The following is a 26,536-nucleotide window of genomic DNA, read 5'->3' on the forward strand; positions in this document are numbered from 1 at the left end:
ATATGAACGCTAAGTTGTTTCAGGGAAAACGTGTTGCTGTGATAGGACTGGGCCTTTCAGGTCTGGCCACAGTACGCTTTTTGCTGAAACAAGGCGTCAAACCTGTGCTGATGGACACCCGCTTAAAAGTGGCAGGCCTAGAACAGATCCCCACTGACAAAGTCGACGGGATTTATTTAGGTGAACTGGACGCCAATCGCTTAGCTCATATGGATGTATTGGTGGTGAGCCCTGGCTTGGATCCTAAGCACCCTGCGATACGTTTTGCCTTGGCCCAGGGGGCGCATCTGAGTGGTGATGTCGAGCTGTTTGCGCTACAAAATCAAACACCAGTGCTGGCTATTACCGGCTCTAACGGTAAATCCACAGTCACCAGTTTAACGGCGCATATGTTGCAATGTTCCGGCTTGCGGGCGGTGGCCGCAGGTAATATAGGTTTGCCTATTTTGGATGCGCTGCAAAGTGATGCTGATGTGTTTGTGCTGGAACTGTCCAGTTTTCAGCTCGATACCACGCACTCGCTGCAAAGCAAAGCCGCATGTATTTTGAATGTGACTGAAGACCATATGGACAGATACGGCACTATGGCCGCTTATGCTGCGTCGAAACAACGGGTGTATCAGGGCACGGAGCTGGCGATTTACAATAAAGCCGATGTTTTAACCACACCACAAACTTCAGTTTCATCTTTGGCGTTAGATTTAGCGGGTTCTGAATACGGCGTGATTCAGCATCAGGGCGAAAGCTGGTTGCTGGTCGCAGGCCAGCCGTTAATGCCAGTGCGCGACATGACTATTGTTGGTCTGCACAATCAGTTTAATGCCTTGGCCAGTTGTGCTCTCGCTTTAGCCGCAGGCGCCAGCCGTGATGGTTTAGTTCAGGCCTTAAAAACCTTCGTGTCTTTACCGCATCGTTGTCAGTTAGTGCTGGACCATAAAGGCGTGCGCTGGGTCAATGACTCTAAAGCCACTAATGTCGGCGCGACTTTGGCTGCTATTGCCGGTTTACGTGCTGAAGTTAAAGGTAAACTGATTTTAATCGCAGGCGGTGATGGCAAAGGTGCGGACTTCAGTGAACTGGCGACAGTGCTGAATCATGAGGTGGATCATCTGATTACCTTAGGGCAGGACGGTCCTGCGATAGCAGCATTAAAAGCGGGCAGCTTTGAAGTGAAAGATTTACTGGCTGCGGTGAAAACTGCGGCACAACTTGCTACTGCTGATGATTTGGTGTTGTTATCACCGGCCTGTGCCAGTTTAGATATGTTTAAAAACTACGAAGACCGTGGCCAGCAATTTGCCGCAGCGGTGCAGAAGGTGTGGTTATGAAGCAAATGCTGCTGAACCTGATCCCTTCACCCACTGAAGCTATAGCTCAGTGGTGGCAACGTGACGAAGCCAACAGCTACGACAAGCTGTTTTTGGTGTTGTTGGTTCTGGTGCTTGGTGTCGGCATTATTATGGTCACCAGCGCTTCGGTACCAGTGGCAGAGCGCTTACACGGCAATCCGCTGCATTTTACCATCCGGCATTTAGTGTATTTGTTGATCGGCTTTGCTGCGGCTTATATGGTGCTGAATGTGCCGGTGTCCTGGTGGCATAACACCAACATATTGTTGTTGATGCTGGCCCTGGTGCTACTGATCGCAGTGTTATTGTTTGGCCGCAATGTCAATGGTTCTACCCGCTGGCTGGCATTGGGCCCGATCAATATTCAGGCGGCTGAACCTGCCAAATTATTCTTTTTTGTCTATTTGTCCAGCTATCTGGTGCGTAAGCATGAGGAAGTCAGAGAGAACATTAAAGGCTTTATCAAGCCACTGATCATTATGTTTATTCTGGCAGTTTTACTGTTAATGCAGCCTGATCTTGGAACAGTGATCGTGATGTTTGCCACTTCGGTGGTACTGCTGTTTTTGGCCGGCGCTAAATTATGGCAATTTTTCTGTTTAATTTTCACAGGTTTAGCTGCGATAGGCGTATTGATTGTTTACAGCGAATACCGCTGGCGCCGGGTGACTTCGTTTTTAGACCCATGGGCCGATCCTTTTGGCAGTGGCTATCAGTTAACCCAATCTCTGATGGCGTTTGGCCGCGGCAGTTGGTTTGGGCAGGGCCTGGGCAACAGCGTGCAAAAACTCGAATATTTACCCGAAGCTCATACTGACTTTATTTTTGCTGTGATAGCCGAAGAAACTGGCCTGATTGGCGTTTTTGTCGTGCTTTGCCTGCTGTTTTTATTGGTCAGCCGTGCTTTGTGGATTGGTAACAAAGCCTTGTTTAAAGGCATGAGTTTCCATGGCTTTTTAGCTTATGCCCTGGCGATTTGGATTGGTTTTCAAACCTGCGTCAATGTGGGTGTGGCCAGCGGCGTGTTACCCACTAAAGGGTTAACTTTGCCTTTTATCAGTTCAGGCGGCAGTAGTCTGATCATTATGTTAGTGGCAGCGGCCTTATTAATTCGTATCGATTTTGAAGTGCGGCTAAAAGGTCGTCATGCCATCAGCGGAGGTCCTCATGCCTGAGCCGATGCAGACTACTGATAAACAGCAAAAAACGGCGCTGATTATGGCAGGTGGCACCGGCGGCCATATTTTCCCGGCCAAAGCTGTGGCTGAACTGTTAAAACAACAGGGCTGGAGCATTCACTGGCTCGGGACTGCTGATCGGATGGAAGCGACTTTGGTACCGCAGTTTGGTATCCCTTTTCATAGCATTGCTGTGGTGGGTTTACGCGGCAAAGGCTTAAAAAGCTTAATTAAAGCGCCGCTGATGTTATGGCGCTCTATCAGTCAGGCCAGGGCTTTAATCAAGCAATTAAACCCGGAATTGGTGTTAGGTTTTGGCGGTTACGCCAGTGGCCCTGGTGGTTTAGCCGCCTGGTTAGCGGGTAAGCCTTTAATAGTGCATGAACAAAATGCAGTGGCAGGCACCACCAACCGATTATTGGCGCGTATTGCGAACAAAGTCTTAGTGGCGTTTCCACAGGCTTTTGCCGATCGCAAAGACAGACTGGTGGTGGGTAATCCGGTACGCTCTGAAGTGCTGGCCGTGTCGGCGCAAAAACAACAGCAGGCGCCAACATCAAGTTTAAAAGTGTTAGTGGTGGGTGGCAGTTTAGGTGCGCAAGTGTTTAATCAGCAGTTACCGGCCTTGTTTGCCCAAGCTGCAGAATTTGGCGAACTGGAAATACGGCATCAGACCGGCCAGGCGATGGAGCAGCAAGTGCGGCAGGCTTACGCCGCTTTGCCTGCATTAAAAGCCAGTGCCAGCGCTTTTATTGACGATATGGCGGCGGCTTATACCTGGGCAGATCTGGTGATTTGCCGTGCCGGAGCCTTAACAGTCTCCGAAGTGGCCTGTGCCGGTGTGGCTGCGGTCTTTGTACCCTTGCCATCGGCTATTGATGATCATCAAACTGCTAATGCGAGCTGGTTGGTACAAAAACAAGGGGCAGTGTTACTGCCTCAAAGCGAATTCAGTAAAGGTGCTTTATTGCCTTTACTCCAGTCCTGGTTACAGGACAAAAGTGCACTGCGTCATTTGGCAAATAATGCCCGCAGAACAGCAATAGATGATGCCGCAGAACAAGTTGTAAGAGTCTGTGGTGAAGTGACAGGTAAGACTAAATGAGCAACCAACAAAATAAAAATGCAATGCGCAGAGTAGAGCGGATCCACTTCGTCGGGATCGGCGGCGCTGGTATGGGTGGTATTGCTGAAGTATTAGTCAATGAAGGGTATAAAGTTTCGGGTTCTGATATTGCACCTAATCCAGTGGTTGACCGTTTAGCGTCTTTAGGTGCTTGTATTGTGATTGGTCATAAGGCTGAAAATATCCAGGGTGCCAGTGTAGTCGTAGTGTCCAGTGCGATAAAAACTGACAACCCGGAAGTGGCGGCTGCTCTTGAGCATCGTATTCCGGTGGTGCGCCGTGCTGAAATGCTGGCTGAGTTAATGCGTTTCCGTCATGGCATTGCCATTGCCGGTACCCATGGTAAAACCACTACCACCAGCTTAATTGCCTCTATTTTTGCTGAGGCCGGCACTGATCCTACTTTTGTGATTGGCGGCTTACTGAATTCTGCCGGCACCAATGCCCGTTTGGGTGCGGGGCGTTATTTAATTGCCGAAGCGGACGAGAGCGACGCCTCTTTCCTGCATTTACAGCCTATGGCGTCCGTGATCACCAATATTGAAGCGGATCATATGGAAACTTATCAGGGTGACTTTGAAAAAATGAAAGCCACCTATCTGGAATTTTGCCATAACCTGCCGTTTTACGGCGTGGCTGTGATGTGTATCGACGATCCTGTGGTTCGTGAGTTAATACCGCAAATAGGCCGTTTCGTCATTACTTATGGCTTTAGTGAAGATGCCGATTATGTCGTCAGCGACTTCAGCCAAAGTGGTACCCAAAGCCGGTTTACCATCACAGACAAAGCAGGTGTCGCCAACAAAATCGAACTGAATCTGGCTGGCCGTCACAATGCTCTGAACGCCACTGCTGCCTTTGCTGTGGCCAAAGACGAGGGCATAGCCACAGAGGCTATTCTGGCGGCATTGAAAAAGTTTGAGGGCATAGGTCGTCGTTTTGAGCAGTACGGTGAGTTTGACACAGGCCGTGGCAAAGTGCTGCTGGTGGATGACTATGGTCACCATCCAAGTGAGGTGGCTGCCACTTTAGCTGCCGCACGCAATGCCTGGCCGGAACGCCGTATTGTGATGGCGTATCAGCCACATCGTTACACCAGAACCCGTGATTTATACGAGGACTTCGCCAAAGTGCTGTCGTCTGTCGATTTATTGTTATTGCTTGAAGTCTATGCCGCAGGCGAAGCTGCAATTCCAGGCGCCGACAGCCGTAGTTTATGCCGCTCTATCCGCGCCCGTGGTCAGCTCGATCCTATTTATGTGGCAACACCGGCTGACTTACCTGCAGCCTTGGCTGATGTATTACAAGACGGAGATGTGCTGTTGACGCAAGGCGCTGGCAATATAGGCGCGCTGGCGAAACAACTGGCGGCGGCTAAATTAGCAATTTCTGCATTAAAACCAAACGAGGGAGCTTGAAGTATGAGCAGCAAATTTGGCAAAGTAGCAGTGATGTTTGGCGGCACCTCGGCAGAACGTGAAGTGTCGCTGCGCTCAGGGGCTGCTGTGCTGGCCGCTTTGCAAAAGCAAGGGGTTGATGCGCATGCCTTTGATCCAAAAGATCAACCATTAAGTGCTTTAACTTCGGCTGGTTTTGACCGGGTATTTATTGTACTGCATGGCCGTGGTGGTGAAGACGGTACTATGCAGGGCGCGTTGCAACTGATGGGCTTGCCTTACACCGGCAGTCGCGTCTTAGGTTCAGCGCTGGCGATGGATAAAATCCGTTGTAAATGGCTGTTTCAGGCACAAGGTTTACCTACCGCAAAATTTTTAGTGGCTGAAGCTGGAAAGCAACTGAATTATCAGGATATTTTGCAGCAATTAGCTGGTAAAGTGATGGTGAAACCGGCCAATGAAGGCTCTAGTATTGGCATGAGTGCAGCCAGCACTGCCGAAGAACTGGAACAAGCCTTAGCTGTGGCCTTTAAATACGATTCGGATGTACTGGTGGAACAGTGGATCCAGGGCCGTGAATTTACGGTATCTATCCTCAATGGCAAAGCATTGCCAGTGGTGGAAATGCGTACACCCCGCTCTTTTTATGACTATGAAGCCAAGTATCAGTCCAACAGCACTGAATACCTTTGCCCTGCGCCTTTAACAGCCGACCAGACAGCCTTTTTGCAAAACGCTGCCACTGCCGCTTTTACTGCTGTGGGTGCCTCAGGCTGGGGCCGTGTCGATGCGATGCTGGACGAGCAGGGTAATTTCTACTTGCTGGAAGTGAACACTGTGCCTGGTATGACAGAGAAGTCATTGGTGCCTATGGCGGCGAAAGCTGCGGGTTTGAGTTTTGAACAGTTAGTTTTACAAATTTTAGAACAGACGGTATGACAAAAAACGGCAAGACAGTCAGAGCACCAATAGACAAAGCCTTCTGGGCTGGTGTGCTGTTTTTCTGTTTTTCCGTCTGGTTTGTCTGCTGGTTGGGTTATCAGATCTGGCTTTGGAGTCAGGATCAACAAAGTGCGCCTATCCAGCAAGTGAAGCTGTATGGCGATTTTTCTCAGATTGAAGCGGCGGGGTTAAACCAAAAACTGCAGCAGCAGTATCTGGGTAACTTTTTTAATTTGAACGTGGATCAGGTGCAGCTGTTTCTGCAGCAACAACCCTGGGTCGCTCAGGCAGCCGTGCGCAAACAATGGCCTGATACGCTCGTGGTGGTGGTGACTGAACATAAGCCAGTGGCGGTATGGAATGACCATTATTTACTCAATCAACAAGGTCAGATCTTTGTCGCTCCTGTCGCTGAACTAAAACAGCCATTGCCGAAGTTACAAGGTCCGGACGGGGCCGAGCAGGATGCACTGACCATGTTCAATCAATTGAATCAAATGCTGAGCGTGCATCAGCATGCGGCAACAGGACTCACAGTGTCGGCCCGTCAGGCCTGGCAACTGAATTTAGCAGAGGGCATCAAATTGACTCTGGGCCGGGAAGATACGGCAAAGCGGGTGCAGCGGTTTATCGATTTGTACCCTGTGATTAGTAAACATAAAACTCAGGCAGTCGCCGAAGTTGATTTGCGTTATGACACTGGCGTCGCTGTACGTTGGGTCGAAGCGCCAGAACAAAGAGAACAAGATGACAAAGTCGACAGAACGTGATCTTATCGTTGGCTTAGATATAGGCACAGCACAGGTAAAAGCCTTAGTGGGCGAAATTACCGCTGACAATCAATTAAGCATTGTTGGTGTGGGCACTCATGTCGCCCGTGGTATGGACAAAGGTGGGGTGAATGATCTGAACCTGGTGGTGCAGTCTGTGCGCCGCGCTGTAGAAGAAGCCGAACTGATGGCCGATTGCCGCGTGTCTTCTGTGTATTTAGGTATTACCGGCAAACATATCCGTTGCCAGAACGAAAGTGGCATGGTGCCTATTAATGATGCCGAAGTGACAGCAGAAGATGTGATTAATGTCATTCATGCCGCTAAATCCGTGCCTATTTCGGCTGAGCGTCGCATGTTGCATGTGCTGCCACAGGAATTTTCAGTCGACATGCAGGAAGGCATTAAAAGCCCGATCGGCATGTCAGGGGTGCGGATGGAAGCCAAGGCGCACATCATCACCTGCGCCAATGATATGGCAAAGAATATCGAAAAATGTGCGGAGCGCTGCGAGCTGCATGTCGACCAGCTGATTTTCTCCTCTTTAGCATCCAGTTATGCGGTGCTGACGGATGACGAGAAGGAATTAGGTGTCTGCGTGGTTGATATGGGCGGCGGTACTATCGACATTTCGGTTTTTACCAATGGTGCTTTACGCCATACCGCAGTGATCCCGGTGGCCGGTAATCAGGTCACCAGCGATATTGCCAAAATCTTCCGTACACCTTTAGGTCACGCCGAAGATATTAAAGTGCAATACGCCTGTGCACTGCGCAGCATGGTCGGTAAAGAGGAAAACATTGAGGTGCCAAGCGTGGGCGGTCGTCCGGCCCGCAGCATGTCACGTCATACCCTGGCTGAAGTCGTAGAGCCACGTTATCAGGAATTGTTTGAACTGGTGCTGGAGGAAATCCGAAGCAGTGGTCTGGAAGAGCAAATAGCAGCAGGCATAGTGCTGACAGGTGGTACCGCCAAAATGGAAGGTGCTATCGAGTTTGCCGAAGATATCTTCCAGATGCCGGTGCGATTGGGTTACCCGATAGGCATTACAGGTTTAAGAGAATATGTTCAGGACCCGGCCTACGCCAGCGTAGTGGGTTTACTGATTTATGGAAAAGACATGCGGACCCAGCAGAAAAAAGCTGTCGCTGCCCGCGAGTCAGTCGGCGGCATGGTGAAACGTCTCACCAGCTGGTTTAAAGGCGAATTTTAACCTTTTGAGTAAGCGTACTAAAACGGAGAGAGAGCTATGTTTGAGTTAATGGAAAACCACAGCGAAGAAGCTGTCATTAAAGTGATTGGTGTTGGTGGTGGTGGCGGTAACGCTGTTGAGTATATGGTGGCGAGCAACATCGAAGGTGTTGAATTTATTGCTGCCAATACTGACGCGCAGGCGCTGCGTAATTCGTCTGCCCATATGACGTTGCAACTGGGTGCTGGCGTGACTAAAGGCTTAGGTGCCGGCGCTAACCCTGAAGTAGGCCGTAAGTCGGCAGAAGAAGACCGTGAAACCATCAAGAAAACGCTGCAAGGCGCGGACATGATCTTTATCGCTGCCGGTATGGGTGGCGGTACTGGTACTGGTGCTGCACCTATCGTCGCTGAAGTAGCCCGTGAAATGGGTATCTTAACTGTGGCTGTGGTGACGAAACCATTCCCGTTCGAAGGTAAAAAACGCTCCACTTATGCCGACGAAGGCATTAGCGAGCTGGCAAAACACGTCGATTCGTTAATCACTATTCCGAACGACAAGTTATTAAAAGTCTTAGGTAAAGGCACCAGCCTGCTGGACGCATTCAAAGCGGCCAACAACGTGTTGTTAGGCGCAGTGCAGGGTATTGCTGAACTGATCACCCGTCCTGGTCTGATTAACGTTGACTTCGCCGACGTTCGTACTGTGATGTCAGAAATGGGCACTGCGATGATGGGTACTGGCCGTGCTTCAGGCCCGGACCGTGCTGAAGAAGCCGCTGAACAAGCTATTTCCAGCCCATTACTGGAAGATATCGATTTATCAGGCGCTAAGGGTATTCTGGTGAATATCACTGCAGGTCTGGATATCAGCATTGAAGAGTTTGAAACTGTAGGTAATGCAGTCAAAGCTTTTGCGTCAGAAAATGCTACTGTGGTGGTAGGTGCAGTGATTGATCCGGATATGTCGGATGAACTTCGTGTCACTGTGGTTGCCACAGGTATAGGTGCAGAGCGTAAGCCGGACATCAGCCTGGTACCCAATCACCGTCATGAACCAGTGCGTTCAGCGCACGTTTATGGCAATGCTGGTACAAGCTATGCGCATCATCAGGGCAACGCCGCCCGTGACTTGTCACAAGCGCCGTTAGAAGCTCCTGCAGTGCAAAGTAAACCGGTCGCGGAAAAACAAGCGAACATCGACATTTTCGATATTCCGGCGTTTTTACGTAAACAAGCTGACTAATTTTTAGTCAGCCGACAAAAGGCTCAAAGGTTGGCATAGCTGGTCAGCTGTGTTATGCTTCGCCGCCATTTTGGATTTGTTCAATATTTGAACAGGAAAAAATATGATTAAACAACGTACCATTGCAAAATCAATCAGCTCGATCGGGGTGGGTTTACATAAAGGAGAAAAGGTTACGCTTACTCTCCGGCCTGCTCCTGATAATACCGGTATTGTATTCCGGCGTGTCGACCTGAACCCGATCGTTGATTTTAAAGTCACCCCTGAATTAGTGGGCGACACTGTAATGTGTACCTGTTTGATCAACGACGACGGCGTGCGCCTGTCCACCACTGAGCACTTAATGGCTGCAGTGGCGGGTTTAGGTATAGATAACCTGTTTATCGAAGTGGACTCTGCTGAAATTCCAATTATGGATGGCAGTGCCAACCCTTTTGTTTACCTGCTACTGGAAGCCGGTATCAGCGAACAGAAAAAAGCCAAAAAGTTTATTCGTATTAAACAAAAAGTCCGTGTCGAGGACGGTGACAAGTGGGCCGAGTTTGTGCCACACCATGGTTTCCGTATGGATTTTGCCATCGACTTTGATCACCCTGTGATTTCTGAAACCAAACAGCGCATGAAGCTCGACTTTTCTGCTGCGTCTTTTATTAAAGACATCAGCCGCGCCCGTACTTTTGGTTTCCTGCAGGATATCGAATATTTACGCGCCAATAATCTGGCATTAGGCGGCAGTTTTGATAACGCTGTGGTGTTGGATGAGTTCCGGGTATTAAACCAGGATGGTCTGCGTTACGAAGATGAATTTATCAAACACAAAATTCTGGATGCGATCGGTGATTTATATATGGCCGGTCACAGCATTCTGGGTGAGTTCCGATCTTATAAAACCGGCCATGCGCTGAATAACCAGTTATTGTCTGCAGTATTAGCTGATCAGGCGAACTGGGAATTTGTCAGCTTCGACAAAGAAGCGCAAATGCCAATATCATACTTAGCACCTCAACTGGCCTAAGTCTTGGGGGCAGAGCGGCTTTGAGCCAGCTCTGCCAACCTCTGTAGTTTCTGCTTTAACTCACCTTCACTGTTTTGTGCTAAAGCCAGTAAATACACCGCCGCTTGTTCAGAAATTTTAGGTCCTTCAGTGTTGATTTCTTCCGTTTTGGCATACTGCAGTTGGGTATTGGGTGAGACTTCAATGTCTATCCCTGCTAAATCCGGCAAGATTTTCTGGCGGAAATTGTCTAGAATGGCCTCTCTTTGCATTTTCAGCCGGGTGGCCCAGGCCGGTGATTGGCATAAAATCACCAGGCGACCCGCTTTTATGGTACTAATTTTGCAAAAACCGGATGGATCCAGTTGCAGAAACTGCGCTAATTCGGTATTAAGTTGGCGCAACAGATCGGCGTGCTGCATGGTCGACAACAATGGGCTTTGTTGCAGCAACTGACTTAGATCCACGGGTTTCTGAGAATAGCGCGCCATCTTCACTGATAAATTTATACTGAGGTTGCATGAGTGTAACAGTTTTCTATCGTGGCAAACACCGCCACTTCAGCTTTGGCAGCACGCCATCGCAACTGACAGTCACGGCCGTCTTGTTGTTTTGTATCGCCTCTGGCGCTGGTGCAGCTTTTGCTAATTTATTTCAGCAAGGCAATGCAGAACTTGAAAAGGCGCAGTTAAGCCGCGCTGCAGAGACAGAAGAAATTGCCGATATTCGCCGCCGTGCTGAAAATCAGCTAGCGGCATTAACGGCTAAAGTGGCCACGTTGCAGGCGCAGGTCAACCGGCTGAATATGGTCGGTGAACGTTTAATTGACGCCGCCAATTTGTCGACGGAAGAGTTTAATCTGCATGAGACTCCGGCGATGGGCGGTCCTGCGCAAACACCGACAGAAATCAGTCTGGCTGAATTAAATGCGGTCTTGTTGCAGCTCAATGAGCTGGAGCAAAATCTGCAGTCCGAGCAAACCCGCTTTGCCATGCTTGAATCTCTGGATTTGAATCACCATATAGGAAAAAGCGTTCAGTTGTCTGGTCGCCCTGTATTAAGTGGTTACCTGTCTTCCAGTTTTGGCGTCCGCAGCGATCCCTTTAGTGGCGAACCCGCAGTGCACCGTGGCGTAGATTTTGCCGGTAAAGAAGGCGATTCTATTTTTGCAACCGCAGGTGGCATAGTCACCTGGGCTGGTGAACGTTTCGGTTACGGTAAAATGGTTGAAATTGAGCATAGCGATGGCTATCGCACCCGGTATGCTCATGCTCAGGCTATCACTGTTCAGGTTGGACAGATGGTGACCAAAGGCCAGGAAGTTGCCATTATGGGCAATACAGGCCGTTCGACCGGGCCACATGTGCATTACGAAGTTCTGAAAAATGGTCAGCAAATTGACCCTATGATGTTTGTTAATCGCCGTATTCAATAATATAGACCCGGTTTGCTGAGACAGGAGTGTCAGACAGTCGGGTTACAAAGGCTCAGGCCGGACTCAGAGCGAGTCTCAACCAAGAAGTGGTATTTATAAAATGTTTGGAAAATTTTTCGCCAAATTAATTGGTAGCCGTAATGATCGTTATTTAAAGAAATTAAAAAAGACGGTTGATCTGATTAATAGCCTGGAACCTGCTTTTGTTGCTCTGTCTGATGAAGAACTCAAATTAAAAACCGCTGAATTCAAGCAACGTTTTGCCGATGGCGCAACCTTGGATGATTTACTGCCAGAAGCTTTTGCCACAGTACGCGAAGCCAGTAAACGTGTCTTTAAAATGCGTCATTTTGATGTGCAATTAATAGGTGGTATTGTGCTGCATCAGGGTAAAATCTCTGAGATGCGTACAGGTGAAGGTAAAACCTTAACCGCAACCTTGCCAGCCTACTTAAATGCGTTAAGTGGTCAGGCCGTACATGTGATTACGGTGAACGATTACCTGGCCCGTCGTGATGCTGAAACCAACGCGCCTTTGTTTGACTTTTTAGGCTTAACCGTAGGTGTCAACGTGCCTGGTATGGGGCATTTAGACAAACAAGCCGCTTACAAAGCCGATATTACCTACGGCACCAATAACGAATTTGGTTTTGATTACCTGCGTGACAATATGGCCTTTTCTGCCATTGAGCGGGTACAGCGCCATTTGGCTTATGCCATCATCGACGAAGTAGATTCTATTTTAATAGATGAAGCCCGCACGCCGCTGATTATTTCTGGTCAGGCTGAAGACAGTTCTGAGCTGTATCGTGTGATTAATACCGTAGTGCCTCAGCTTGTCAAACAAGAAAAAGAAGATGAAGAAGGGGCTATGGGTGATGGTCACTTCACCATAGACGAAAAAGCCAAACAAGTGTATTTGACGGAACGTGGTCAAATTCGTGTTGAAGAAATTTTGCAGGAACTGGGTTTAATCCAGCCGGGCGACTCCTTGTTCTCTGCGGCCAATATCACTTTGCTGCACCATACTTATGCTGCGCTGCGTGCTCATAACCTGTTTAAGAAAGACGTCGATTATGTGATTAAAGATAACGAAATCGTTATAGTTGATGAGCATACGGGCCGTACTATGGAAGGCCGTCGCTGGTCTGAAGGTTTGCACCAGGCGATAGAAGCAAAAGAAGGCGTGCGTATTAACCACGAAAACCAGACCTTAGCTTCTATTACCTTCCAAAACCTGTTCCGCTTGTACGACAAACTGGCGGGGATGACAGGTACTGCCGACACTGAAGCTTTTGAATTCCAGTCTATTTATGGGTTAGAGACTATAGTAGTCCCCACCAACAGACCTATGGTTCGTAAAGATATGGCCGATTTGGTCTATCTGACAGTGGAAGAAAAGTATCAGGCTATTATCAAAGATATTGAAGAAAACCGTGCTCTGAAGCGTCCTATTCTGGTCGGTACTGCTTCCATTGAAAGCTCTGAGTATCTGTCGAAGTTGCTGCAAGACGCGAAAATTCCGCATCAGGTATTAAATGCCAAGTTCCATGCCAACGAAGCTCAAATCATTGCTCAGGCAGGTCAACCGGGCACAGTCACTATCGCCACCAATATGGCCGGTCGTGGTACCGACATAGTGCTGGGTGGTAACTTGCAGGCAGAGCTGGCTGCTTTAGGTGCTGATGCCAGTGAAGAACAAATTGCTAAAGTGAAAGCCCAGTGGCAGGAACGCCACGATGCTGTTATCGCCGCCGGTGGTTTACATATCATTGGTACTGAACGTCATGAATCGCGTCGTATCGACAACCAGTTGCGTGGTCGTGCCGGTCGTCAGGGCGATCCGGGTTCTTCCCGTTTTTACCTGTCGTTAGACGATGCTTTAATGCGTATTTTCGCGTCGGACCGCATGGCGGGTATGATGCGTAAGCTAGGTATGGAACCTGGCGAAGCCATTGAGCACCCTTGGGTTAGCCGTGCTATCGAAAACGCCCAACGTAAAGTGGAGGCCCGTAACTTTGATATCCGCAAGCAGTTGCTGGAATTTGATGATGTGGCCAACGACCAGCGTAAAGTGGTGTACGAGCAACGCAATGAGCTGATGGATGCCGCAGATATCTCTGAGACCATTAAGGCGATTCGTCATGACGTCGTGGCGTCTGTGATTGACCAGTATATTCCACCGCAGTCGTTGGATGAGATGTGGGATATTCCAGGCTTAGAAGCCCGTTTCCGTGCTGATTTTGCTATCGACATGCCGATTGCTAAATGGTTAGCAGACGATAAGAAGCTGTTTGAAGAAAAACTGCGTGAGCAAATCCACGAAGTGGTGGATAAGGCCTATGAGCTGAAAGAGCACATGGTGGGGCCTTCCGTGCTGCGTCAGTTTGAAAAATCAGTGATGCTGCAAAGTTTAGATACGCACTGGAAAGAACATTTAGCGGCGATGGACCACTTACGTCAGGGTATTAATCTGCGTGGTTATGCCCAGAAGAATCCGAAGCAGGAATACAAGCGTGAAGCTTTTGAGTTGTTCTCTACTATGCTGGATAACCTTAAGCTGGACGTGATAGGAGTGTTATCGCGGGTGCAAATCCGTGCTGCTGAAGATGTCGATGCAGTAGAAGATCAACGCCGTAAAGCCGAAAGTACTGACATGCAGTTCCAGCATGAAGAAGTTGAACAGGTTGCGACTGAAGTACCACATACCAATCCGGCACCTGTATTCCGGGACGCTGAAAAGGTAGGGCGTAATGACCCTTGCCCTTGTGGTTCTGGGAAAAAATACAAGCAGTGTCACGGTAAGTTGGTCTAACGGATGACACCCAAAGTAGTACATGTCGCCGTAGGTGTAATTTTAAAGGACCAGCAGGTGCTATTAGCGCTGCGTCCTGACAAGTTACACCAGGGCGGGCGCTGGGAGTTTCCAGGCGGCAAAGTGGAAGCAGGTGAAACCACTGCACAAGCTTTAGCGCGTGAACTGAAAGAAGAAGTGGATCTGGATATCGCAGGCTCAACCCCTTGGTTTGAACTGCAGTATGCCTACCCAGAAAAAACGGTGTTGCTGGATATTCATCTGGTGCAGGATTTTGCAGGTAAAGCGAAAGGTCTGGAAGGCCAGCCGGTGCGCTGGGTGCCCTTATCGGAGCTTAATCAGTATCAGTTCCCTGATGCGAATCAGCCTATACTCGACAAATTGATAAATGAATTCGGGCGCTGATAGCGCCCTTTTTATTCGCCGCCATCCATGGCGCTCACCCTGCCGGGCCAGCTCAAGCTGTTAAAAAACACTCCTGATGTTTTTTTATTCGCCGCCATCCATGGCGCTCACCCTGCCGGGCCAGCTCAAGCTGTTAAAAAACACTCCTGATGTTTTTTATTCGCCGCCATCCATGGCGCTCACCCTGCCGGGCCAGCTCAAGCTGTTAAAAAACACTCCTGATGTTTTTTTATTCACCGCCATCCATGGCGCTCACCCCTTAAAGGGCCAACACTTCGCGTTGTTAAAAATTGCTCCCGGCAATTTTTTTATTCTATCCCCTAAGTAATTGGAGTTGCAGCGCGACGACAAGTGAGCAAGACCCCAGGAGCATAGTTGTCTATGTGTCATTGGATTGATGCGAGAATGCTCGAGCCAAGTTAGCCATACATTTTCAAGATGACTGGGGCGAGGGCACGCAGTCAACAAAGCTACGGCTTCAAGTACAACGGGGATTATTTAAAAAATTCGTTATCCTGTTCCAGTAACTCATTCTCTAATTCTGCCAATTGCTGCTCAGACAGCGGCAAATCAGTGCGGCCTTTATCCGGTATTCTGTGTTCTTCATTAGCCCAGGCACCTAAGTCTATTAAACGACAACGGTCTGAACAAAAAGGCCGGAAAGCAGATCCCGGACCCCAAATCACCTCTTTCTGGCAGGTTGGACATTTGACTATGGTGGTCATACGACATACTCCGAAAGCCTATTCATAAACTACGCTAGTGTACCGCAGACTCTGTATTTCAGGCGAACTTAAATCGGGCCGCAGGCTAACAACAAGCTAATTTGAAGGGGATAGCTTTATCTATGGTGGTGCGACCTAAGCTGTCACACAACTGCATAAAACGTATGGCGTAACGGTATCTGTTACCGCTGATGGTCGGGTAGCTTTGGTACTCCATTGAGTATTCAATGCGCAGTAATTCAAATTGTTCGGTATTGCTTTGGAAAAAGCCATTTTCAGCGATCAATGGCTGGAATTGGCCACGCTCGCGGATAAAGGTCAGCACATAAGCAATGGCGGTTTCGACCAAAGCCAACTGCTCCAGCCAATCCTGAGCTGCTTTTTTGCGTTGCACCAAAGGCTGAGAAAACCAATACTGCAACTGAGGTAAATCAAAGTAACAGGTGCCACCGGGGATAAAAAAACGCTGGCGTAAAGGGGCGAGAAACTTATCTTCTTTTAAGCTGGTGGCAAATTTACTGCACCTCAACAAGTCACTTTGTAGTCGTACTGCTTTTTGTAACATGGTTTGCAGCATGTCATCGGAGATCGATGGATGACGTGACCAGTTCACCAAAGCGGATTCACAACGCTCTACATCTTTGATCAAATCCGGTCGCACATCATTACGTTCCAGTACTTCAATCAACGAGAATAACGAGGTAAAGAAGCCTTGCTGCTGCCATTCTGTCTCCAGTGGCAACAACTTGGTGACTTGCTGAAACAAATACTCTACCCGCAAATAAGTGCGGACTTTCTCGTTCAACGGATGTTCGTAGAGAATTGAGGTCATAGCTGAAACATTTGTTAACAATGTTCATTACCATAAACCTAAGCTGAGCTTTTTGCCAGTTTTTCCTTGGCAAACTGCTGATAACGGCGATGTAGTGGTTGTATCTGTGCCTGAAGCTCAACAACAGGTACTGTATTGAGCAGCACATCATCGGCCAGGCGCAGACGCTCAGATCTTGAGATCTGACTGTTCAGAATATTTTGCACTTGTTCGACCGGTACCTGATCCCTTTGCATGGTGCGGCTGAGTTGTAGCTCTTCCGGCACATCAATCACCAGCACTCTGTCTGTAAAGATCTGCAATTTATTTTCCAGCAGCAAAGGCGCGATTAACAAGGCGTAGTCGGAGGTGCAGGCGGCTAATTGCTGCAGCATACGCTGGCGGATCAAAGGATGTAATAGCTGATTCAGCCAGAGTTTCTCCGCATCATGGGTAAAAATTCTGGAGCGCAATGCTGCGCGGTCCAGTTGACCATCCGGCTGCAAAATACTACTACCAAAATGCTGCACTATAGTTTCCAAAGCAGGCTCGCCCGGCATTACCACTTCACGGGCCACCAGATCAGCATCAACACTTTGGATGCCTAACTCATGAAATAGATTGGCGACAGTCGTTTTACCGCTGCCTATTCCACCTGTCAGTCCTACTACATAGCCAGACATAAGCTCAAAGCCTCATCACTTATAGACCCATAGTGCTCAGATACCAGGCGGTGATGTCCTTGCCCCATAACATCGCAATCCAGCCGGCTGCGGCTATGTAGGGTCCAAAAGGAATAGGAGTGGCTTTACCTTTGCCCTGAAGCAACAGCATAAGCGAGCCCAACACTGCCCCTACCACAGAGGACAACAGAATAATAAGTGGTAATAATTGCCAGCCGAGCAGGGCACCAAATATAGCCAGCAACTTAAAGTCGCCATAACCCATACCTTCTTTACCAGTCACCAGCTTAAATAACCAGAACACAGACCATAAACTTAAATATCCTGCGGCGGCACCGATCAATGCGTCTGTAGGGGAGACGGTCCAGCCTGTGACACTCAATAGCAGCGCAAACCACAGCAACGGCTGCGTGATTTGATCCGGCAACAACATTTTGTCGATATCGATAAAAGACAACGCAATCAGACACCAGGTCACCACAACATAAATCAGCGTCTGTTCTGTGACGCCAAAATGCATAGCGACCAGCAAAGACAACAGAGCTGTGAAGGCTTCAATGGATGGATAACGTGCGCTGATAGGTGCTTTGCAATAACGACATTTGGCTTTTAACAGCAACCAACTGAACAATGGAATATTGTCCATCGCTGACAACGGATGCTGACATTTTGGACAATGTGAACGCGGTAATGCCAGATTAAAGCGGGTTTTCGTTTGATCGGCATTTTGATTGAAATACTGCTGATAGTCTTGTTGCCAGGCTAATTCCATCATTTTTGGCAATCTGTAGATCACCACATTCAGAAAACTGCCGACAGCCAGACTCAACACAACAACAACACTATAAAAGGTGAACAAAGACTGTTCGAACACTTGCACCAGAGGAGAAAAAACATCCATTACACAATACTGCCCAGTTGGAAAATCGGAAGATACATCGCAATAATAAGTCCGCCTATTAAGACACCTAATACCGCCATAATCAAGGGTTCCAGCAAAGCGGTGAGACCGTCGACTGCATCGTCTACTTCCTGCTCATAAATAGTCGCTACTTTCGCCAGCATACTGTCCAATGCTCCGGACTCTTCTCCTATCGCAACCATTTGATTCACCATCTCAGGAAAAGCCGCTGTGTTTTTCATTGCCAGGTGCATTTGATTGCCCGCTGCAACCTCTTCGCGGACTGACAAAATAGCGGCCCGGTATTTCTCATTGCCGGCAGCGCCTGCCGCGGATTCCAAAGCTTCAATCAAAGGAACACCAGCCGCAAAAGTGGTGGATAAGGTTCGGGCGTAGCGAGCGACAGATGCTTTGTTTAAAATCATGCCAATGACGGGCAGTTTTAAGATGGCATGGTCGGCACTGACTTTAAAACTGTGACTGGTTTTATAGGATTTCGATACCAGGACCAGCGTGACCACAACCAGGGCCACCACAAATAACCAATAATCCTGCATAAAATCTGAGATACCCAGCACAAACAAGGTAAAGGCAGGTAATTCAGCGCCCATATTGCCAAAAATTTCGGCAAACTGCGGCACCACAAAAATCAGCAGAATAGAGGTGACTATGCCCGCTACTACAATCACCGCTATCGGATAAAACATAGCTTTTTTGATTTTAGATTTCAGGGCTTCAGCTTTTTCTTTATAAACGGCGATACGGTCAAATATCCTGTCCAATGCACCGGATTGCTCACCGGACTTGACCAAATCACAATACAATTCATCGAAATAATCTTTATGTTCGCGCAGCACTTCGGACAAGGGGGTGCCACCTTGTACCTTGACCGAGATTTTAGTCATCAGTTGGCGTAAGGTTTCATTGCTCGCACCGTTCGCTATTAAATCAATACTTTGCACCAGAGGAACGCCGGCTCCCAGCATAGTAGCGATTTGTCGGGTCACCACACAAATATCAGAAGACTTGATGCTCGGTTGGGTAAACGCCAGCGGTTTACTTTTTTTCTTCACAGAAGAGGGTGTGATCCCTTGTTGACGTAACAAGGCTTTCGCTTCTGCCACCGATCCGGCCCTGATTTCTCCGTTGCTGGCTTTACCTCTTTTATTAATGCCTTTCCACAGGAAGGTATCTAGCTGCTTTACTTTCACTTCGGCCATGATTTAAGTCCCTGCTGTGCCTGCAATCATCTTAAGCGTTGGTTACCCTGTTCACCTCGGCCAGACTGGTGAGGCCTGCCGCGGCTTTTTTTAACGCCGACTGACGTAAGTTAGGGAAGCCTTCCGTTTGCGCCTGAGCTGCGATATCAAGCGAATTTGCCCCTGCCATAATTTTAGCGGCGATTTGGGCTGTGATAGGCATCACTTCATAAATACCCAAACGTCCTTTGTAACCACCAGTACAATGGTCACAACCTACCGGCTTAAACAGTTTTAACTGGCTGAGCTGAGAAGTTGTAAAGCCTTGTTTGAGCGCCTCTTGTTCGGGGATCTGTTCTGCAGCTTTGCAATGATTGCACAAACGTCGGGCCAGACGCTGAGCGATAATCAGCGTGACCGAGCTCGCGACGTTATAGGCCGGTACACCCATATTCAGCAGGCGGGTTAAGGTTTCGGGCGCCGAGTTTGTGTGCAGGGTACTTAATACCAAATGCCCGGTTTGTGCCGCTTTAATGGCTATTTCTGCGGTTTCCAGATCGCGGATTTCACCGACCATAATGACATCAGGGTCTTGCCGCAGAAACGCCTTTAAAGCCGAGGGGAAGGTCAGGCCAGCTCTTGGATTGACCTGCACCTGATTAATGCCCGGCAGGTTGATCTCGACCGGATCTTCAGCAGTCGAGATATTGGTTTCCTCGGTATTAAGGATATTCAAGCCCGTATACAGTGATACGGTTTTGCCTGAGCCTGTGGGACCAGTCACCAAAATCATGCCCTGAGGCTGTGCCAAAGCGTCCAGGTACAATTGTTTTTGCTCTGGTTCGTAACCCAGGACATCTATACCCAACATGGCGCTGTCGGAATCGAGGATCCGCATGACTATTTTTTCACCCCACAAGGTGGGTAAAGTACTGACCCGAAAGTCGATCGACTTTTTTTGTGACAACTTCAGTTTAATCCGGCCATCCTGCGGCACTCGTTTTTCCGCTATGTCTAATCTCGACATCACTTTTAAGCGGGCGGACAAGCGGGTGGATAAAGCCGCAGGAGGGGAGGCGACTTCATGCAAAATACCATCGATACGAAAACGGATACGGTAAGTTTTTTCATAAGGCTCAAAATGCAAATCCGAAGCGCCTTTGCGAATAGCGTCATGCAGCATTTTATTGATGAAGGAGATAATCGGCTGATCTTCACTGTCTGAGCCTACTGTTCTTATGTCCTCTTCTTCTCCGCCAGCCAGACCCATTTTAGCCAGGTCCCACTGCGTATCGGTAAAGCTGTCTGTGGCTGTGGTATCAAAGAGTTTATCAATGGCTTTATGCAGCTTGTCAAATTCCACCACTATCATTTCGGCATTCAGACCGGTGTTAAATTCAAAGTCTTCGACAGAGGTCATGTCTGTCGGGTCTACAACAGCCAGAAATAAGCTTTTGTGTCTTTTGGCAAGCGGCAGAATATGATGTTTGCGGATTAGTTTTTCATTGCGCAGCGGATCAGGAATGGCATTGATATCAAAAAAATCCAGGTCCAGCGCGCTGTGCAAAGTAAAAGCGGCGGCGGCTTCAGCCAGTGCTTTGGCCTGGATCAGTTTTTCGCCAATTAACAGATCGGCAATGGTCTGATACTGATGGCTTTTTTCCTGTAGTAATTTAGCAGTGATCTGTGGGTCGACCAGATTCGCTTGGTGTAAACGCCTTAATAAAATCGAGTTTGGGTTTAATGCCATACAGTCCCCTGTAACAGAACTGGCCCTGTCTGGTTATGTTTCAGCAGGTTCAAAACGGCCCGGCAGGGCCGTTTTTGATGCACAGCTCAGAGGTTAAATACCGCAGCCTTTGATAGGTACTGCGCCCGTACCTGTTAATGCACAAGCCCAGGTGATATTGCCAGAGCCTGCGGCCGGGGCTGTAGGTGTCATAGTTGCTGTGATGCCATCATACGTCAGTGACAGTACGCCGTTGCCCGTGCAATCCGGAATAGCTGTACCTGCGGTGTCGGTACAGCCTAAAGTGCCGCTGGTGGCATAAGCTTCAGCCACTTTAATTTTTTGTCCACCTAAAGAGGCGACAGCATTTGACCCTTTAGCTTTGGCCGTATAGTCCTGATAAGCAGGTAAAGCAATGGCCGCCAGTATCCCAATAATGGCAACAACTATCATTAATTCAATAAGGGTAAAACCTTGATTACGTTTCATGAAACTTCTCCTGATTGGTTTGCCCACAGTTGGGGCTACTTAATTCTGGTGAATATTTGTTATTAAGCAAGCTTTGCTCAGATGTTTAATTGTAGTTGCAAACAAAGCAAATATAAAAAGTGAACCATTAGTTAAATGGCTGATTTTAAAGGAGCTATCAGGTGATCATTTCGAGGGCTTGTTTTGTTGCGCATACTCAGAATACGGCCACTTTATCTAAAAACCGTGCTCCGGGCTCAGACAATAACCAGAGTAAAAAACAACTATTGCCGTAAATCACAAAACGGAATTCACGTTGAAAAGGCACTTTATGTACTTTATGGCGCAAACGTTTTTGTGCGACTAAAGCACCAGGCCAGCCTCCTATCAGACTAAACATTTGTAAACTCTCTTCCGGTAAACGGCTACTGTGGCCGCTGGCAGCCAGTTTTTTATCTAGTTGATACAACCAGTAAGTAAAAAGACTGGCTTCGAGATAAAACAAAGGCACAGTAAAAGCGAAGGAACCTGCCAGTAATGACAGCAGCAGTAAGGCAAAAAACAAGTAACGGAAATACCAGGCGTGTTGCTGGATTTGAGTGAAGTTTGGCCCTGCTGCGTCAGCCCGTTTTTCCAACAGGGCCGGTCTATCCTCAAACTGCAGCAAAACAGCGTAACAGCGCTGTTGTTGGTCCAATCTCACTTGGAAGCTGAGTTTATCACCGTGCTGTGGACGTCTGGCCGGAGCCTGGCTGAAATCGCGGATATGAAAAAATAGCCGCTCTGTGTTATCCGTGATGACAAAACCAAAACCTTTATCGTCACGCCAGTAGCAGACTGTGCCTTGCAACCTTGAGAGATGAGCCATGGTGATCACAGCTTTGCGGGAACACTAACCAAAGTGTATCAGCCTTTTATGGCTTTGCCGCAAGCTGCGACGAATGGCTGCAGATCAGAACAAAGGTCTGAGCGGCAGAGTTCGGCTTAAATGCTGCGTAAACGCATTGATAAATCAATGGCTTGCAGGTTTTTGGTTAAAGCGCCACTGGAGATATAATCTACGCCTGTACTGCTGAGAGAGCGCAGTGCTTCGGCAGTAATGTTGCCCGATACTTCCAGTTTGGCCCGGCCTTTATTTTGACTCACGGCTTGCTGGATATCCGCGATATGAAAGTTGTCGAGCATAATGATATCGGCACCAGCCTCAAGCGCCTGTTCAAATTCAATCAAGTCTTCCACTTCCACTTCCACAGGTTTCCCCGGGAAATTCTGCCGTGCCAGGCTGACCGCTTTTTCGATAGAACCTGCTGCGGCAATATGATTTTCTTTGATTAAAAACGCGTCGTATAAACCAAGGCGATGATTTTTACCGCCGCCACAAGCCACCGCGTACTTTTGTGCTAAACGCATGCCTGGTAGTGTTTTCCGGGTATCCAGTAATCGGGTAGTGCTGCCCTCTAATAAGGATACATACAAAGCTGTCGTGGTAGCTGTACCACTTAAACTCTGGATAAAGTTCAGTGCAGTACGCTCTCCTGTTAACAGAATACGGGCCGGACCTGTCAGTTCACACAACACAGAGTTGGCGGTGATCTTCTCGCCGTCCTCTACAAACCACTCGATCTCAACCTCAGTGGATAATTGACGGAACACTTCAGTCAACCAGGCGCTGCCGCAGAACACACAATCTTCGCGGCTGATAATAGTCGCTTTGGCTTGTTGGGTTGCCGGGATCAGAGACGCAGTAATATCGCCTTGCTCCAGCGGTAAATGGCCTAGATCCTCAGCCAGAGCCTGACGAACAGTCAGTTCAATATCCCGTTGTAAATCAGTAAGGTAAGGGACGTTTATCATCTGTATTTATAGTTCCGGTGTGGTAACAGGCCAGAAGCCTGTGATTAAACATTAGCGTTGGATGAGCTTCAGCTCATCCTGTTGTTGGCTGAATTCTAATTGTTTTAACGCACTCATGCCTAACAAAATCTCAGTGCCATGCAAGCCGGGCGTGATACTGGCGCGTATGTCGGTAAGCACAATATCACCCAGTTGCAGACTATCGAGCCGACTGTCATAGGCCGTAGTAAGGCCGTTGGCTGTGCTGACCTGATAACGCCGACCTTTGCTCATGCCGAGCTTTTGTGCGGCCTGTTCAGAGACGGCCACTACCGTAGCGCCAGTATCCAGCATAAACTCCATAGGCACCCCATTAAACAGAGCAGTGCCCACATAGTGGCCAGCCTTATTGCGTTTGAGTATTGTGACTTTTTCACCACCACTGCCAATCTGACTTTGTAGCTGCTGATTTGGGTTTATTTGTAACGAAATCTGATCTTCAAAAAACCAGTACAGCAGCCCAAGCAACAGCAGCCAACTGATCCAGCTAAATAAACGGCCTAATTTAGTTGTATTGTCAGATGCTTGCATTCCAAAGTCTCAGGGTTGACAATAAAGGCTCCAGCTTAACCGAGCATGAAGCGCATTTGCAAAACAGGATCGACAGGGTGAATCAACATCAGGTTTCCTTTGAGCTTGAACAGCGGCCAAGTCCACATTGGAACTTAAGGCCGCGTGACACTGATATCAGCCTGTTGGTGATCCATTGCATCAGTTTGCCTGCGGGTCAGTTCGGCAACAGTTATATTGACGATTTATTTATGGGGGTGTTGGACAGCTCGGCCGATCCCAGTTTTGCCGATTTAGCTGGCCTAAGAGTGTCTTCACATTGTGTTATTTTCAGAAACGGTTTAGTCCGACAGTATGTGCCTTTTCATTTACGCGCCTGGCACGCCGGTGTATCGGAATTTGGTGGGCGGCCAAACTGTAATGATTATTCGATAGGGATCGAATTGGAGGGGACAGAGCATCAGCCTTATACCGATGCTCAGTACCAAAGTCTGGTGCTGTTAACCAGAAAACTAATGCAAGACTTTCCGGCAATCACGCCGGAGCGTATTGTGGGACATCAGCAGATTGCGCCGGGTCGGAAAACCGATCCTGGTCCGTCGTTTGACTGGGACCGTTATCAATCTGCGTTAAAGGAGAGTGGATAAATGACCTTGATCAGTATGCTTATCGCCTTAATTATCGAGCGGCTGGCGGTTCGCAGCGAGGCCTGGCAGTTTTTGTTTTATGCCAAAAAGTACCTGTCTCTAAGCCATAATTCGGCTTTGTCTAAATTATCTTCCGACAGCAAAGGCCAGTACCTCTGGCTGCTGTTACCTGGCCTGGTATACGCTCTGTTGCTGTGGTTAATCGACAGCAGTCTGGTGACTTTAGTTCTTAATACGCTGGTGTTACTGGTGTGTATTGGCTGCTGGCATTATCGCCAGTTGTACAAGCAGTATTTAAATGCCAGCGAAAGAGCGGACAACGAAGCTAGCTTTTTGACGATGCAACAGGTCAGCGCCGATGTGGGTTTAACGGATACAGATTTAAGTTATGGTCAGCGTTTGGTCTGGCTGAATTTTCGCTACTACGCGGCAGTGTTGTTCTGGTTTGCCATTTTAGGCGGAGCTGGAGCTATCACTTATGCGTTGCTGCGTCAGATGAATGAACCTGTCAGTTGGGATAAACCGATGAAACTGGCGGAAGAAGGCGATGTAAGCGCTGAATTTGTGCACGCTTCGCCTGATATTCCTGCGGTGTTCCAGCAGTTGATGTTCTGGGCGGATTGGCTGCCAGCGCGGTTATTTGGCGTGGGTTTGGCCTTGGTTGGTCATTTCTCCCGCGCTTCAGCGGCTTTGTTAGCCTTCTTAGGCGACTTCACAACACCGGCAGACAAAGTGGTCACTACGGTAGCCAAAGCGGCCGAACCTTTGCCGGATGATGCCTATAACTGTGCTGAAGAAACTTCGTGCATGGTGCAGTTAGCTAAGCGTAATGTATTGTTTTTCCTTGCATTAGTGGCGGTATTAACACTGTCAGGCTGGCTGCGTTAAAGTGACTAATTAAAAAAAGCAGCTTCGGCTGCTTTTTTTATGTCCATGGAAGGACGGTATGTCGCAACTGTAGGGAACAGTGTTGCGACGATGTCCATGGAAGGACGGTATGTCGCAACTGTAGGGGTGATAGCGGTCTTTCGACATGCCAACAATTTGGCATTTCGCCGATATCACGCCTTCGCGTCTGGCGAAGGCCGGGCTTTTGTTGCGACGATGTCCATGGAAGGACGGCATGTACTCATACTAATGGTCAGACCAATTTTATTGCTATCTTTTTCTCTGTTTTTTTCTGAGCTTTTACTCTAATTATTTAGCCGCTTTGGTCGCATAATTCTGCAGTTTAATTTACAGTTTGATTCCTTTCTGCTAAGTTATGCCGCATAAAATTTAATTGGTAAGACCAATTTACAAGTGGTCAATGCAAAAACCAAACGCTTAACATCAGGGTGACAATGTCCAGTCTGAGAATCAAACCTGCCAAATTGTCCGACCAAATAGTCCAGCAACTGGAGCATATGCTGCTGGAAGGCACTTTTACGCCCGGACAAAAGTTACCGCCTGAGCGTGAACTGGCGCTGCAGTTTGATGTCTCCCGTCCATCCTTGCGCGAAGCCATCCAGAAACTCGAAGCCAAAGGTTTAGTCAGTCGCCGTCAGGGCGGTGGTACTTATGTTTGCGAAAATCTGGCAGTAGGTTTGACTGACCCATTATTTGCATTGATTGGTCGTCATCCGGAGTCGCAATTTGATTTATTAGAGTTTCGTCATGCGTTAGAGGGTATCTGCGCTTATTACGCCGCTTTGCGTGGCACACAAGCAGACTTTGAGCTGATTAAACAACGCTACGAAGAAATTTGTGCTGCCCAGCAGCAACAGGATTTAGACGCTGAAGCGCGGTCGGTAGGCCAGTTTTATTCGGCGGTGGCAGAGGCATCGCATAATGTGGTGCTTTTGCATTTGGTGCGCGGCTTAACGCCGCTGGTGGAGCAAAACATCAAGTTAAACCTTGAAGTTTTGCGGGAAAAAGAAGGCATAGTGAGCCAGCTAAATTCGCACAGGCATCGCCTGATGCAAGCGGTGATCAATGGCGAGCCGGAGCAAGCCCGGCAAGCCAGCAACAGCCATTTGGCCTTTATCGAAGAGGCATTGCTGGAAGCTGACCGGGAGCGCTCACGCATTGAACGCTCGCTCAGACGTTCGCAACAGAGCGAATGAGCGTAAGCATACTTTTT

At 48.4% G+C, this 26,536-nt stretch carries 27 protein-coding genes; 16 read left to right on the forward strand and 11 right to left on the reverse strand.

Annotated elements, in window-relative coordinates; translation table 11 throughout:
- Positions 1-2 precede the first annotated feature (2 nt).
- From murD to lpxC, 9 genes are all read left to right on the forward strand, one after another.
- Positions 3-1,328 carry a UDP-N-acetylmuramoyl-L-alanine--D-glutamate ligase gene (murD, locus tag SD53_RS04575; RefSeq protein WP_046519045.1) on the forward strand — a complete coding sequence of 442 codons (1,326 nt, stop codon included), beginning with the start codon at positions 3-5 and terminating at the stop codon, positions 1,326-1,328.
- Complete coding sequence (gene ftsW / locus SD53_RS04580; protein WP_046519046.1) at positions 1,325-2,524, forward strand: cell division protein FtsW; 1,200 nt, start codon at positions 1,325-1,327, stop codon at positions 2,522-2,524. The genes murD and ftsW overlap by 4 nt, the downstream gene beginning before the upstream one ends.
- Complete coding sequence (murG, locus tag SD53_RS04585; protein WP_046519047.1) at positions 2,517-3,632, forward strand: undecaprenyldiphospho-muramoylpentapeptide beta-N-acetylglucosaminyltransferase; 1,116 nt, start codon at positions 2,517-2,519, stop codon at positions 3,630-3,632. Before ftsW ends, murG begins: the two co-directional genes overlap by 8 nt.
- The gene (gene murC / locus SD53_RS04590) at positions 3,629-5,071 is read left to right on the forward strand and encodes a UDP-N-acetylmuramate--L-alanine ligase (protein ID WP_046519048.1); all 1,443 of its coding nucleotides are present in this window, start codon (positions 3,629-3,631) and stop codon (positions 5,069-5,071) included. Before murG ends, murC begins: the two co-directional genes overlap by 4 nt.
- Before the next feature lie 3 nt (positions 5,072-5,074).
- The gene (locus tag SD53_RS04595; protein WP_046519049.1) at positions 5,075-5,989 is read left to right on the forward strand and encodes a D-alanine--D-alanine ligase; all 915 of its coding nucleotides are present in this window, start codon (positions 5,075-5,077) and stop codon (positions 5,987-5,989) included.
- Positions 5,986-6,762, forward strand: a complete 777-nt coding sequence (locus tag SD53_RS04600; protein WP_046519050.1) for a cell division protein FtsQ/DivIB — start codon at positions 5,986-5,988, stop codon at positions 6,760-6,762. Before SD53_RS04595 ends, SD53_RS04600 begins: the two co-directional genes overlap by 4 nt.
- Entirely contained in the window at positions 6,740-7,975 is a 1,236-nt protein-coding gene (ftsA, locus tag SD53_RS04605) for a cell division protein FtsA (RefSeq protein ID WP_046519051.1), read from the forward strand. Before SD53_RS04600 ends, ftsA begins: the two co-directional genes overlap by 23 nt.
- Positions 7,976-8,011: 36 nt before the next feature.
- Complete coding sequence (ftsZ, locus tag SD53_RS04610; RefSeq protein WP_046519052.1) at positions 8,012-9,199, forward strand: cell division protein FtsZ; 1,188 nt, start codon at positions 8,012-8,014, stop codon at positions 9,197-9,199.
- A gap of 103 nt (positions 9,200-9,302) precedes the next feature.
- Positions 9,303-10,214 carry a UDP-3-O-acyl-N-acetylglucosamine deacetylase gene (gene lpxC, locus SD53_RS04615; protein ID WP_046519053.1) on the forward strand — a complete coding sequence of 304 codons (912 nt, stop codon included), beginning with the start codon at positions 9,303-9,305 and terminating at the stop codon, positions 10,212-10,214.
- Here the strand turns inward: lpxC and SD53_RS04620 are convergent.
- Positions 10,211-10,684 carry a DUF721 domain-containing protein gene (locus SD53_RS04620; RefSeq protein ID WP_046519054.1) on the reverse strand — a complete coding sequence of 158 codons (474 nt, stop codon included), beginning with the start codon at positions 10,682-10,684 and terminating at the stop codon, positions 10,211-10,213. The two genes, lpxC and SD53_RS04620, sit on opposite strands and share 4 nt — an antisense overlap.
- A gap of 29 nt (positions 10,685-10,713) precedes the next feature.
- Here SD53_RS04620 and SD53_RS04625 point away from each other — a divergent pair, with 29 nt between their 5' ends.
- The 4 genes from SD53_RS04625 (at position 10,714) to SD53_RS04640 (ending at position 15,176) form a co-directional block, all read left to right on the forward strand.
- Positions 10,714-11,628, forward strand: a complete 915-nt coding sequence (locus SD53_RS04625) for a M23 family metallopeptidase (RefSeq protein WP_046519055.1) — start codon at positions 10,714-10,716, stop codon at positions 11,626-11,628.
- A 100-nt stretch (positions 11,629-11,728) separates the two neighbouring features.
- Positions 11,729-14,443: a preprotein translocase subunit SecA gene (gene secA / locus SD53_RS04630; protein ID WP_046519056.1), complete on the forward strand. Its 2,715-nt coding sequence runs from the start codon at positions 11,729-11,731 to the stop codon at positions 14,441-14,443.
- Positions 14,444-14,446: 3 nt separating this feature from the next.
- A complete protein-coding gene (gene mutT / locus SD53_RS04635) occupies positions 14,447-14,848 on the forward strand; it encodes an 8-oxo-dGTP diphosphatase MutT (protein WP_046519057.1) in 402 nt (133 codons plus the stop codon).
- A gap of 76 nt (positions 14,849-14,924) precedes the next feature.
- Positions 14,925-15,176 (forward strand): hypothetical protein, encoded by a 252-nt coding sequence (locus tag SD53_RS04640; protein WP_046519058.1) that lies wholly within the window; start codon positions 14,925-14,927, stop codon positions 15,174-15,176.
- A gap of 166 nt (positions 15,177-15,342) precedes the next feature.
- On the opposite strand, the gene yacG is transcribed toward SD53_RS04640, so the two are convergent.
- From yacG to SD53_RS04690, 10 genes are all read right to left on the reverse strand, one after another.
- Positions 15,343-15,573, reverse strand: a complete 231-nt coding sequence (gene yacG / locus SD53_RS04645) for a DNA gyrase inhibitor YacG (protein WP_046519059.1) — start codon at positions 15,571-15,573, stop codon at positions 15,343-15,345.
- Between the two features lie 85 nt (positions 15,574-15,658).
- The gene (gene zapD, locus SD53_RS04650; protein WP_046519060.1) at positions 15,659-16,405 is read right to left on the reverse strand and encodes a cell division protein ZapD; all 747 of its coding nucleotides are present in this window, start codon (positions 16,403-16,405) and stop codon (positions 15,659-15,661) included.
- A 38-nt stretch (positions 16,406-16,443) separates the two neighbouring features.
- A complete protein-coding gene (gene coaE / locus SD53_RS04655; RefSeq protein WP_046519061.1) occupies positions 16,444-17,067 on the reverse strand; it encodes a dephospho-CoA kinase in 624 nt (207 codons plus the stop codon).
- A 19-nt stretch (positions 17,068-17,086) separates the two neighbouring features.
- The gene (locus SD53_RS04660) at positions 17,087-17,968 is read right to left on the reverse strand and encodes a prepilin peptidase (RefSeq protein ID WP_046519062.1); all 882 of its coding nucleotides are present in this window, start codon (positions 17,966-17,968) and stop codon (positions 17,087-17,089) included.
- A complete protein-coding gene (locus SD53_RS04665) occupies positions 17,968-19,188 on the reverse strand; it encodes a type II secretion system F family protein (protein WP_046519063.1) in 1,221 nt (406 codons plus the stop codon). The genes SD53_RS04660 and SD53_RS04665 overlap by 1 nt, the downstream gene beginning before the upstream one ends.
- A gap of 31 nt (positions 19,189-19,219) precedes the next feature.
- On the reverse strand, positions 19,220-20,917 hold the full coding sequence (gene pilB, locus SD53_RS04670; protein ID WP_046519064.1) for a type IV-A pilus assembly ATPase PilB: 1,698 nt from the start codon (positions 20,915-20,917) through the stop codon (positions 19,220-19,222).
- Between the two features lie 93 nt (positions 20,918-21,010).
- Positions 21,011-21,385 (reverse strand): pilin, encoded by a 375-nt coding sequence (locus SD53_RS04675; protein WP_046519065.1) that lies wholly within the window; start codon positions 21,383-21,385, stop codon positions 21,011-21,013.
- Between the two features lie 196 nt (positions 21,386-21,581).
- Positions 21,582-22,232 carry a cold shock and DUF1294 domain-containing protein gene (locus SD53_RS04680; RefSeq protein WP_046519066.1) on the reverse strand — a complete coding sequence of 217 codons (651 nt, stop codon included), beginning with the start codon at positions 22,230-22,232 and terminating at the stop codon, positions 21,582-21,584.
- 116 nt (positions 22,233-22,348) lie between these two features.
- Entirely contained in the window at positions 22,349-23,218 is an 870-nt protein-coding gene (nadC, locus tag SD53_RS04685; protein ID WP_046519067.1) for a carboxylating nicotinate-nucleotide diphosphorylase, read from the reverse strand.
- 51 nt (positions 23,219-23,269) lie between these two features.
- Positions 23,270-23,788: a retropepsin-like aspartic protease family protein gene (locus SD53_RS04690; protein ID WP_046519068.1), complete on the reverse strand. Its 519-nt coding sequence runs from the start codon at positions 23,786-23,788 to the stop codon at positions 23,270-23,272.
- Between SD53_RS04690 and ampD the strand changes: the two genes are divergently transcribed.
- The 3 genes from ampD to pdhR all read left to right on the forward strand — a co-directional run bounded on the left by ampD (position 23,779) and on the right by pdhR (position 26,519).
- Positions 23,779-24,414, forward strand: a complete 636-nt coding sequence (gene ampD / locus SD53_RS04695; protein ID WP_082101777.1) for a 1,6-anhydro-N-acetylmuramyl-L-alanine amidase AmpD — start codon at positions 23,779-23,781, stop codon at positions 24,412-24,414. The genes SD53_RS04690 and ampD overlap by 10 nt on opposite strands.
- Positions 24,415-25,302 (forward strand): beta-lactamase regulator AmpE, encoded by an 888-nt coding sequence (ampE, locus tag SD53_RS04700; protein WP_046519069.1) that lies wholly within the window; start codon positions 24,415-24,417, stop codon positions 25,300-25,302.
- A 455-nt stretch (positions 25,303-25,757) separates the two neighbouring features.
- Positions 25,758-26,519, forward strand: a complete 762-nt coding sequence (gene pdhR / locus SD53_RS04710) for a pyruvate dehydrogenase complex transcriptional repressor PdhR (RefSeq protein ID WP_046519071.1) — start codon at positions 25,758-25,760, stop codon at positions 26,517-26,519.
- Positions 26,520-26,536 lie beyond the last annotated feature (17 nt).

The organism is Rheinheimera mesophila, from assembly GCF_000986865.1.
In the GTDB taxonomy this organism is placed as follows: Bacteria; Pseudomonadota; Gammaproteobacteria; order Enterobacterales; family Alteromonadaceae; genus Pararheinheimera; species Pararheinheimera mesophila.

Bases quoted from the DNA above. Each gene is read 5' to 3' on its own strand.
- murD (WP_046519045.1), top strand. From the start codon at position 3: ATGAACGCTAAGTTGTTTCAGGGAAAACGTGTTGCTGTGATAGGACTG.
- ftsW (WP_046519046.1), top strand. From the start codon at position 1,325: ATGAAGCAAATGCTGCTGAACCTGATCCCTTCACCCACTGAAGCTATA.
- murG (WP_046519047.1), top strand. From the start codon at position 2,517: ATGCCTGAGCCGATGCAGACTACTGATAAACAGCAAAAAACGGCGCTG.
- murC (WP_046519048.1), top strand. From the start codon at position 3,629: ATGAGCAACCAACAAAATAAAAATGCAATGCGCAGAGTAGAGCGGATC.
- SD53_RS04595 (WP_046519049.1), top strand. From the start codon at position 5,075: ATGAGCAGCAAATTTGGCAAAGTAGCAGTGATGTTTGGCGGCACCTCG.
- SD53_RS04600 (WP_046519050.1), top strand. From the start codon at position 5,986: ATGACAAAAAACGGCAAGACAGTCAGAGCACCAATAGACAAAGCCTTC.
- ftsA (WP_046519051.1), top strand. From the start codon at position 6,740: ATGACAAAGTCGACAGAACGTGATCTTATCGTTGGCTTAGATATAGGC.
- ftsZ (WP_046519052.1), top strand. From the start codon at position 8,012: ATGTTTGAGTTAATGGAAAACCACAGCGAAGAAGCTGTCATTAAAGTG.
- lpxC (WP_046519053.1), top strand. From the start codon at position 9,303: ATGATTAAACAACGTACCATTGCAAAATCAATCAGCTCGATCGGGGTG.
- SD53_RS04620 (WP_046519054.1), bottom strand. From the start codon at position 10,684: ATGGCGCGCTATTCTCAGAAACCCGTGGATCTAAGTCAGTTGCTGCAA.
- SD53_RS04625 (WP_046519055.1), top strand. From the start codon at position 10,714: ATGAGTGTAACAGTTTTCTATCGTGGCAAACACCGCCACTTCAGCTTT.
- secA (WP_046519056.1), top strand. From the start codon at position 11,729: ATGTTTGGAAAATTTTTCGCCAAATTAATTGGTAGCCGTAATGATCGT.
- mutT (WP_046519057.1), top strand. From the start codon at position 14,447: ATGACACCCAAAGTAGTACATGTCGCCGTAGGTGTAATTTTAAAGGAC.
- SD53_RS04640 (WP_046519058.1), top strand. From the start codon at position 14,925: ATGTTTTTTTATTCGCCGCCATCCATGGCGCTCACCCTGCCGGGCCAG.
- yacG (WP_046519059.1), bottom strand. From the start codon at position 15,573: ATGACCACCATAGTCAAATGTCCAACCTGCCAGAAAGAGGTGATTTGG.
- zapD (WP_046519060.1), bottom strand. From the start codon at position 16,405: ATGACCTCAATTCTCTACGAACATCCGTTGAACGAGAAAGTCCGCACT.
- coaE (WP_046519061.1), bottom strand. From the start codon at position 17,067: ATGTCTGGCTATGTAGTAGGACTGACAGGTGGAATAGGCAGCGGTAAA.
- SD53_RS04660 (WP_046519062.1), bottom strand. From the start codon at position 17,968: ATGGATGTTTTTTCTCCTCTGGTGCAAGTGTTCGAACAGTCTTTGTTC.
- SD53_RS04665 (WP_046519063.1), bottom strand. From the start codon at position 19,188: ATGGCCGAAGTGAAAGTAAAGCAGCTAGATACCTTCCTGTGGAAAGGC.
- pilB (WP_046519064.1), bottom strand. From the start codon at position 20,917: ATGGCATTAAACCCAAACTCGATTTTATTAAGGCGTTTACACCAAGCG.
- SD53_RS04675 (WP_046519065.1), bottom strand. From the start codon at position 21,385: ATGAAACGTAATCAAGGTTTTACCCTTATTGAATTAATGATAGTTGTT.
- SD53_RS04680 (WP_046519066.1), bottom strand. From the start codon at position 22,232: ATGGCTCATCTCTCAAGGTTGCAAGGCACAGTCTGCTACTGGCGTGAC.
- nadC (WP_046519067.1), bottom strand. From the start codon at position 23,218: ATGATAAACGTCCCTTACCTTACTGATTTACAACGGGATATTGAACTG.
- ampD (WP_082101777.1), top strand. From the start codon at position 23,779: ATGCTTGCATTCCAAAGTCTCAGGGTTGACAATAAAGGCTCCAGCTTA.
- SD53_RS04690 (WP_046519068.1), bottom strand. From the start codon at position 23,788: ATGCAAGCATCTGACAATACAACTAAATTAGGCCGTTTATTTAGCTGG.
- ampE (WP_046519069.1), top strand. From the start codon at position 24,415: ATGACCTTGATCAGTATGCTTATCGCCTTAATTATCGAGCGGCTGGCG.
- pdhR (WP_046519071.1), top strand. From the start codon at position 25,758: ATGTCCAGTCTGAGAATCAAACCTGCCAAATTGTCCGACCAAATAGTC.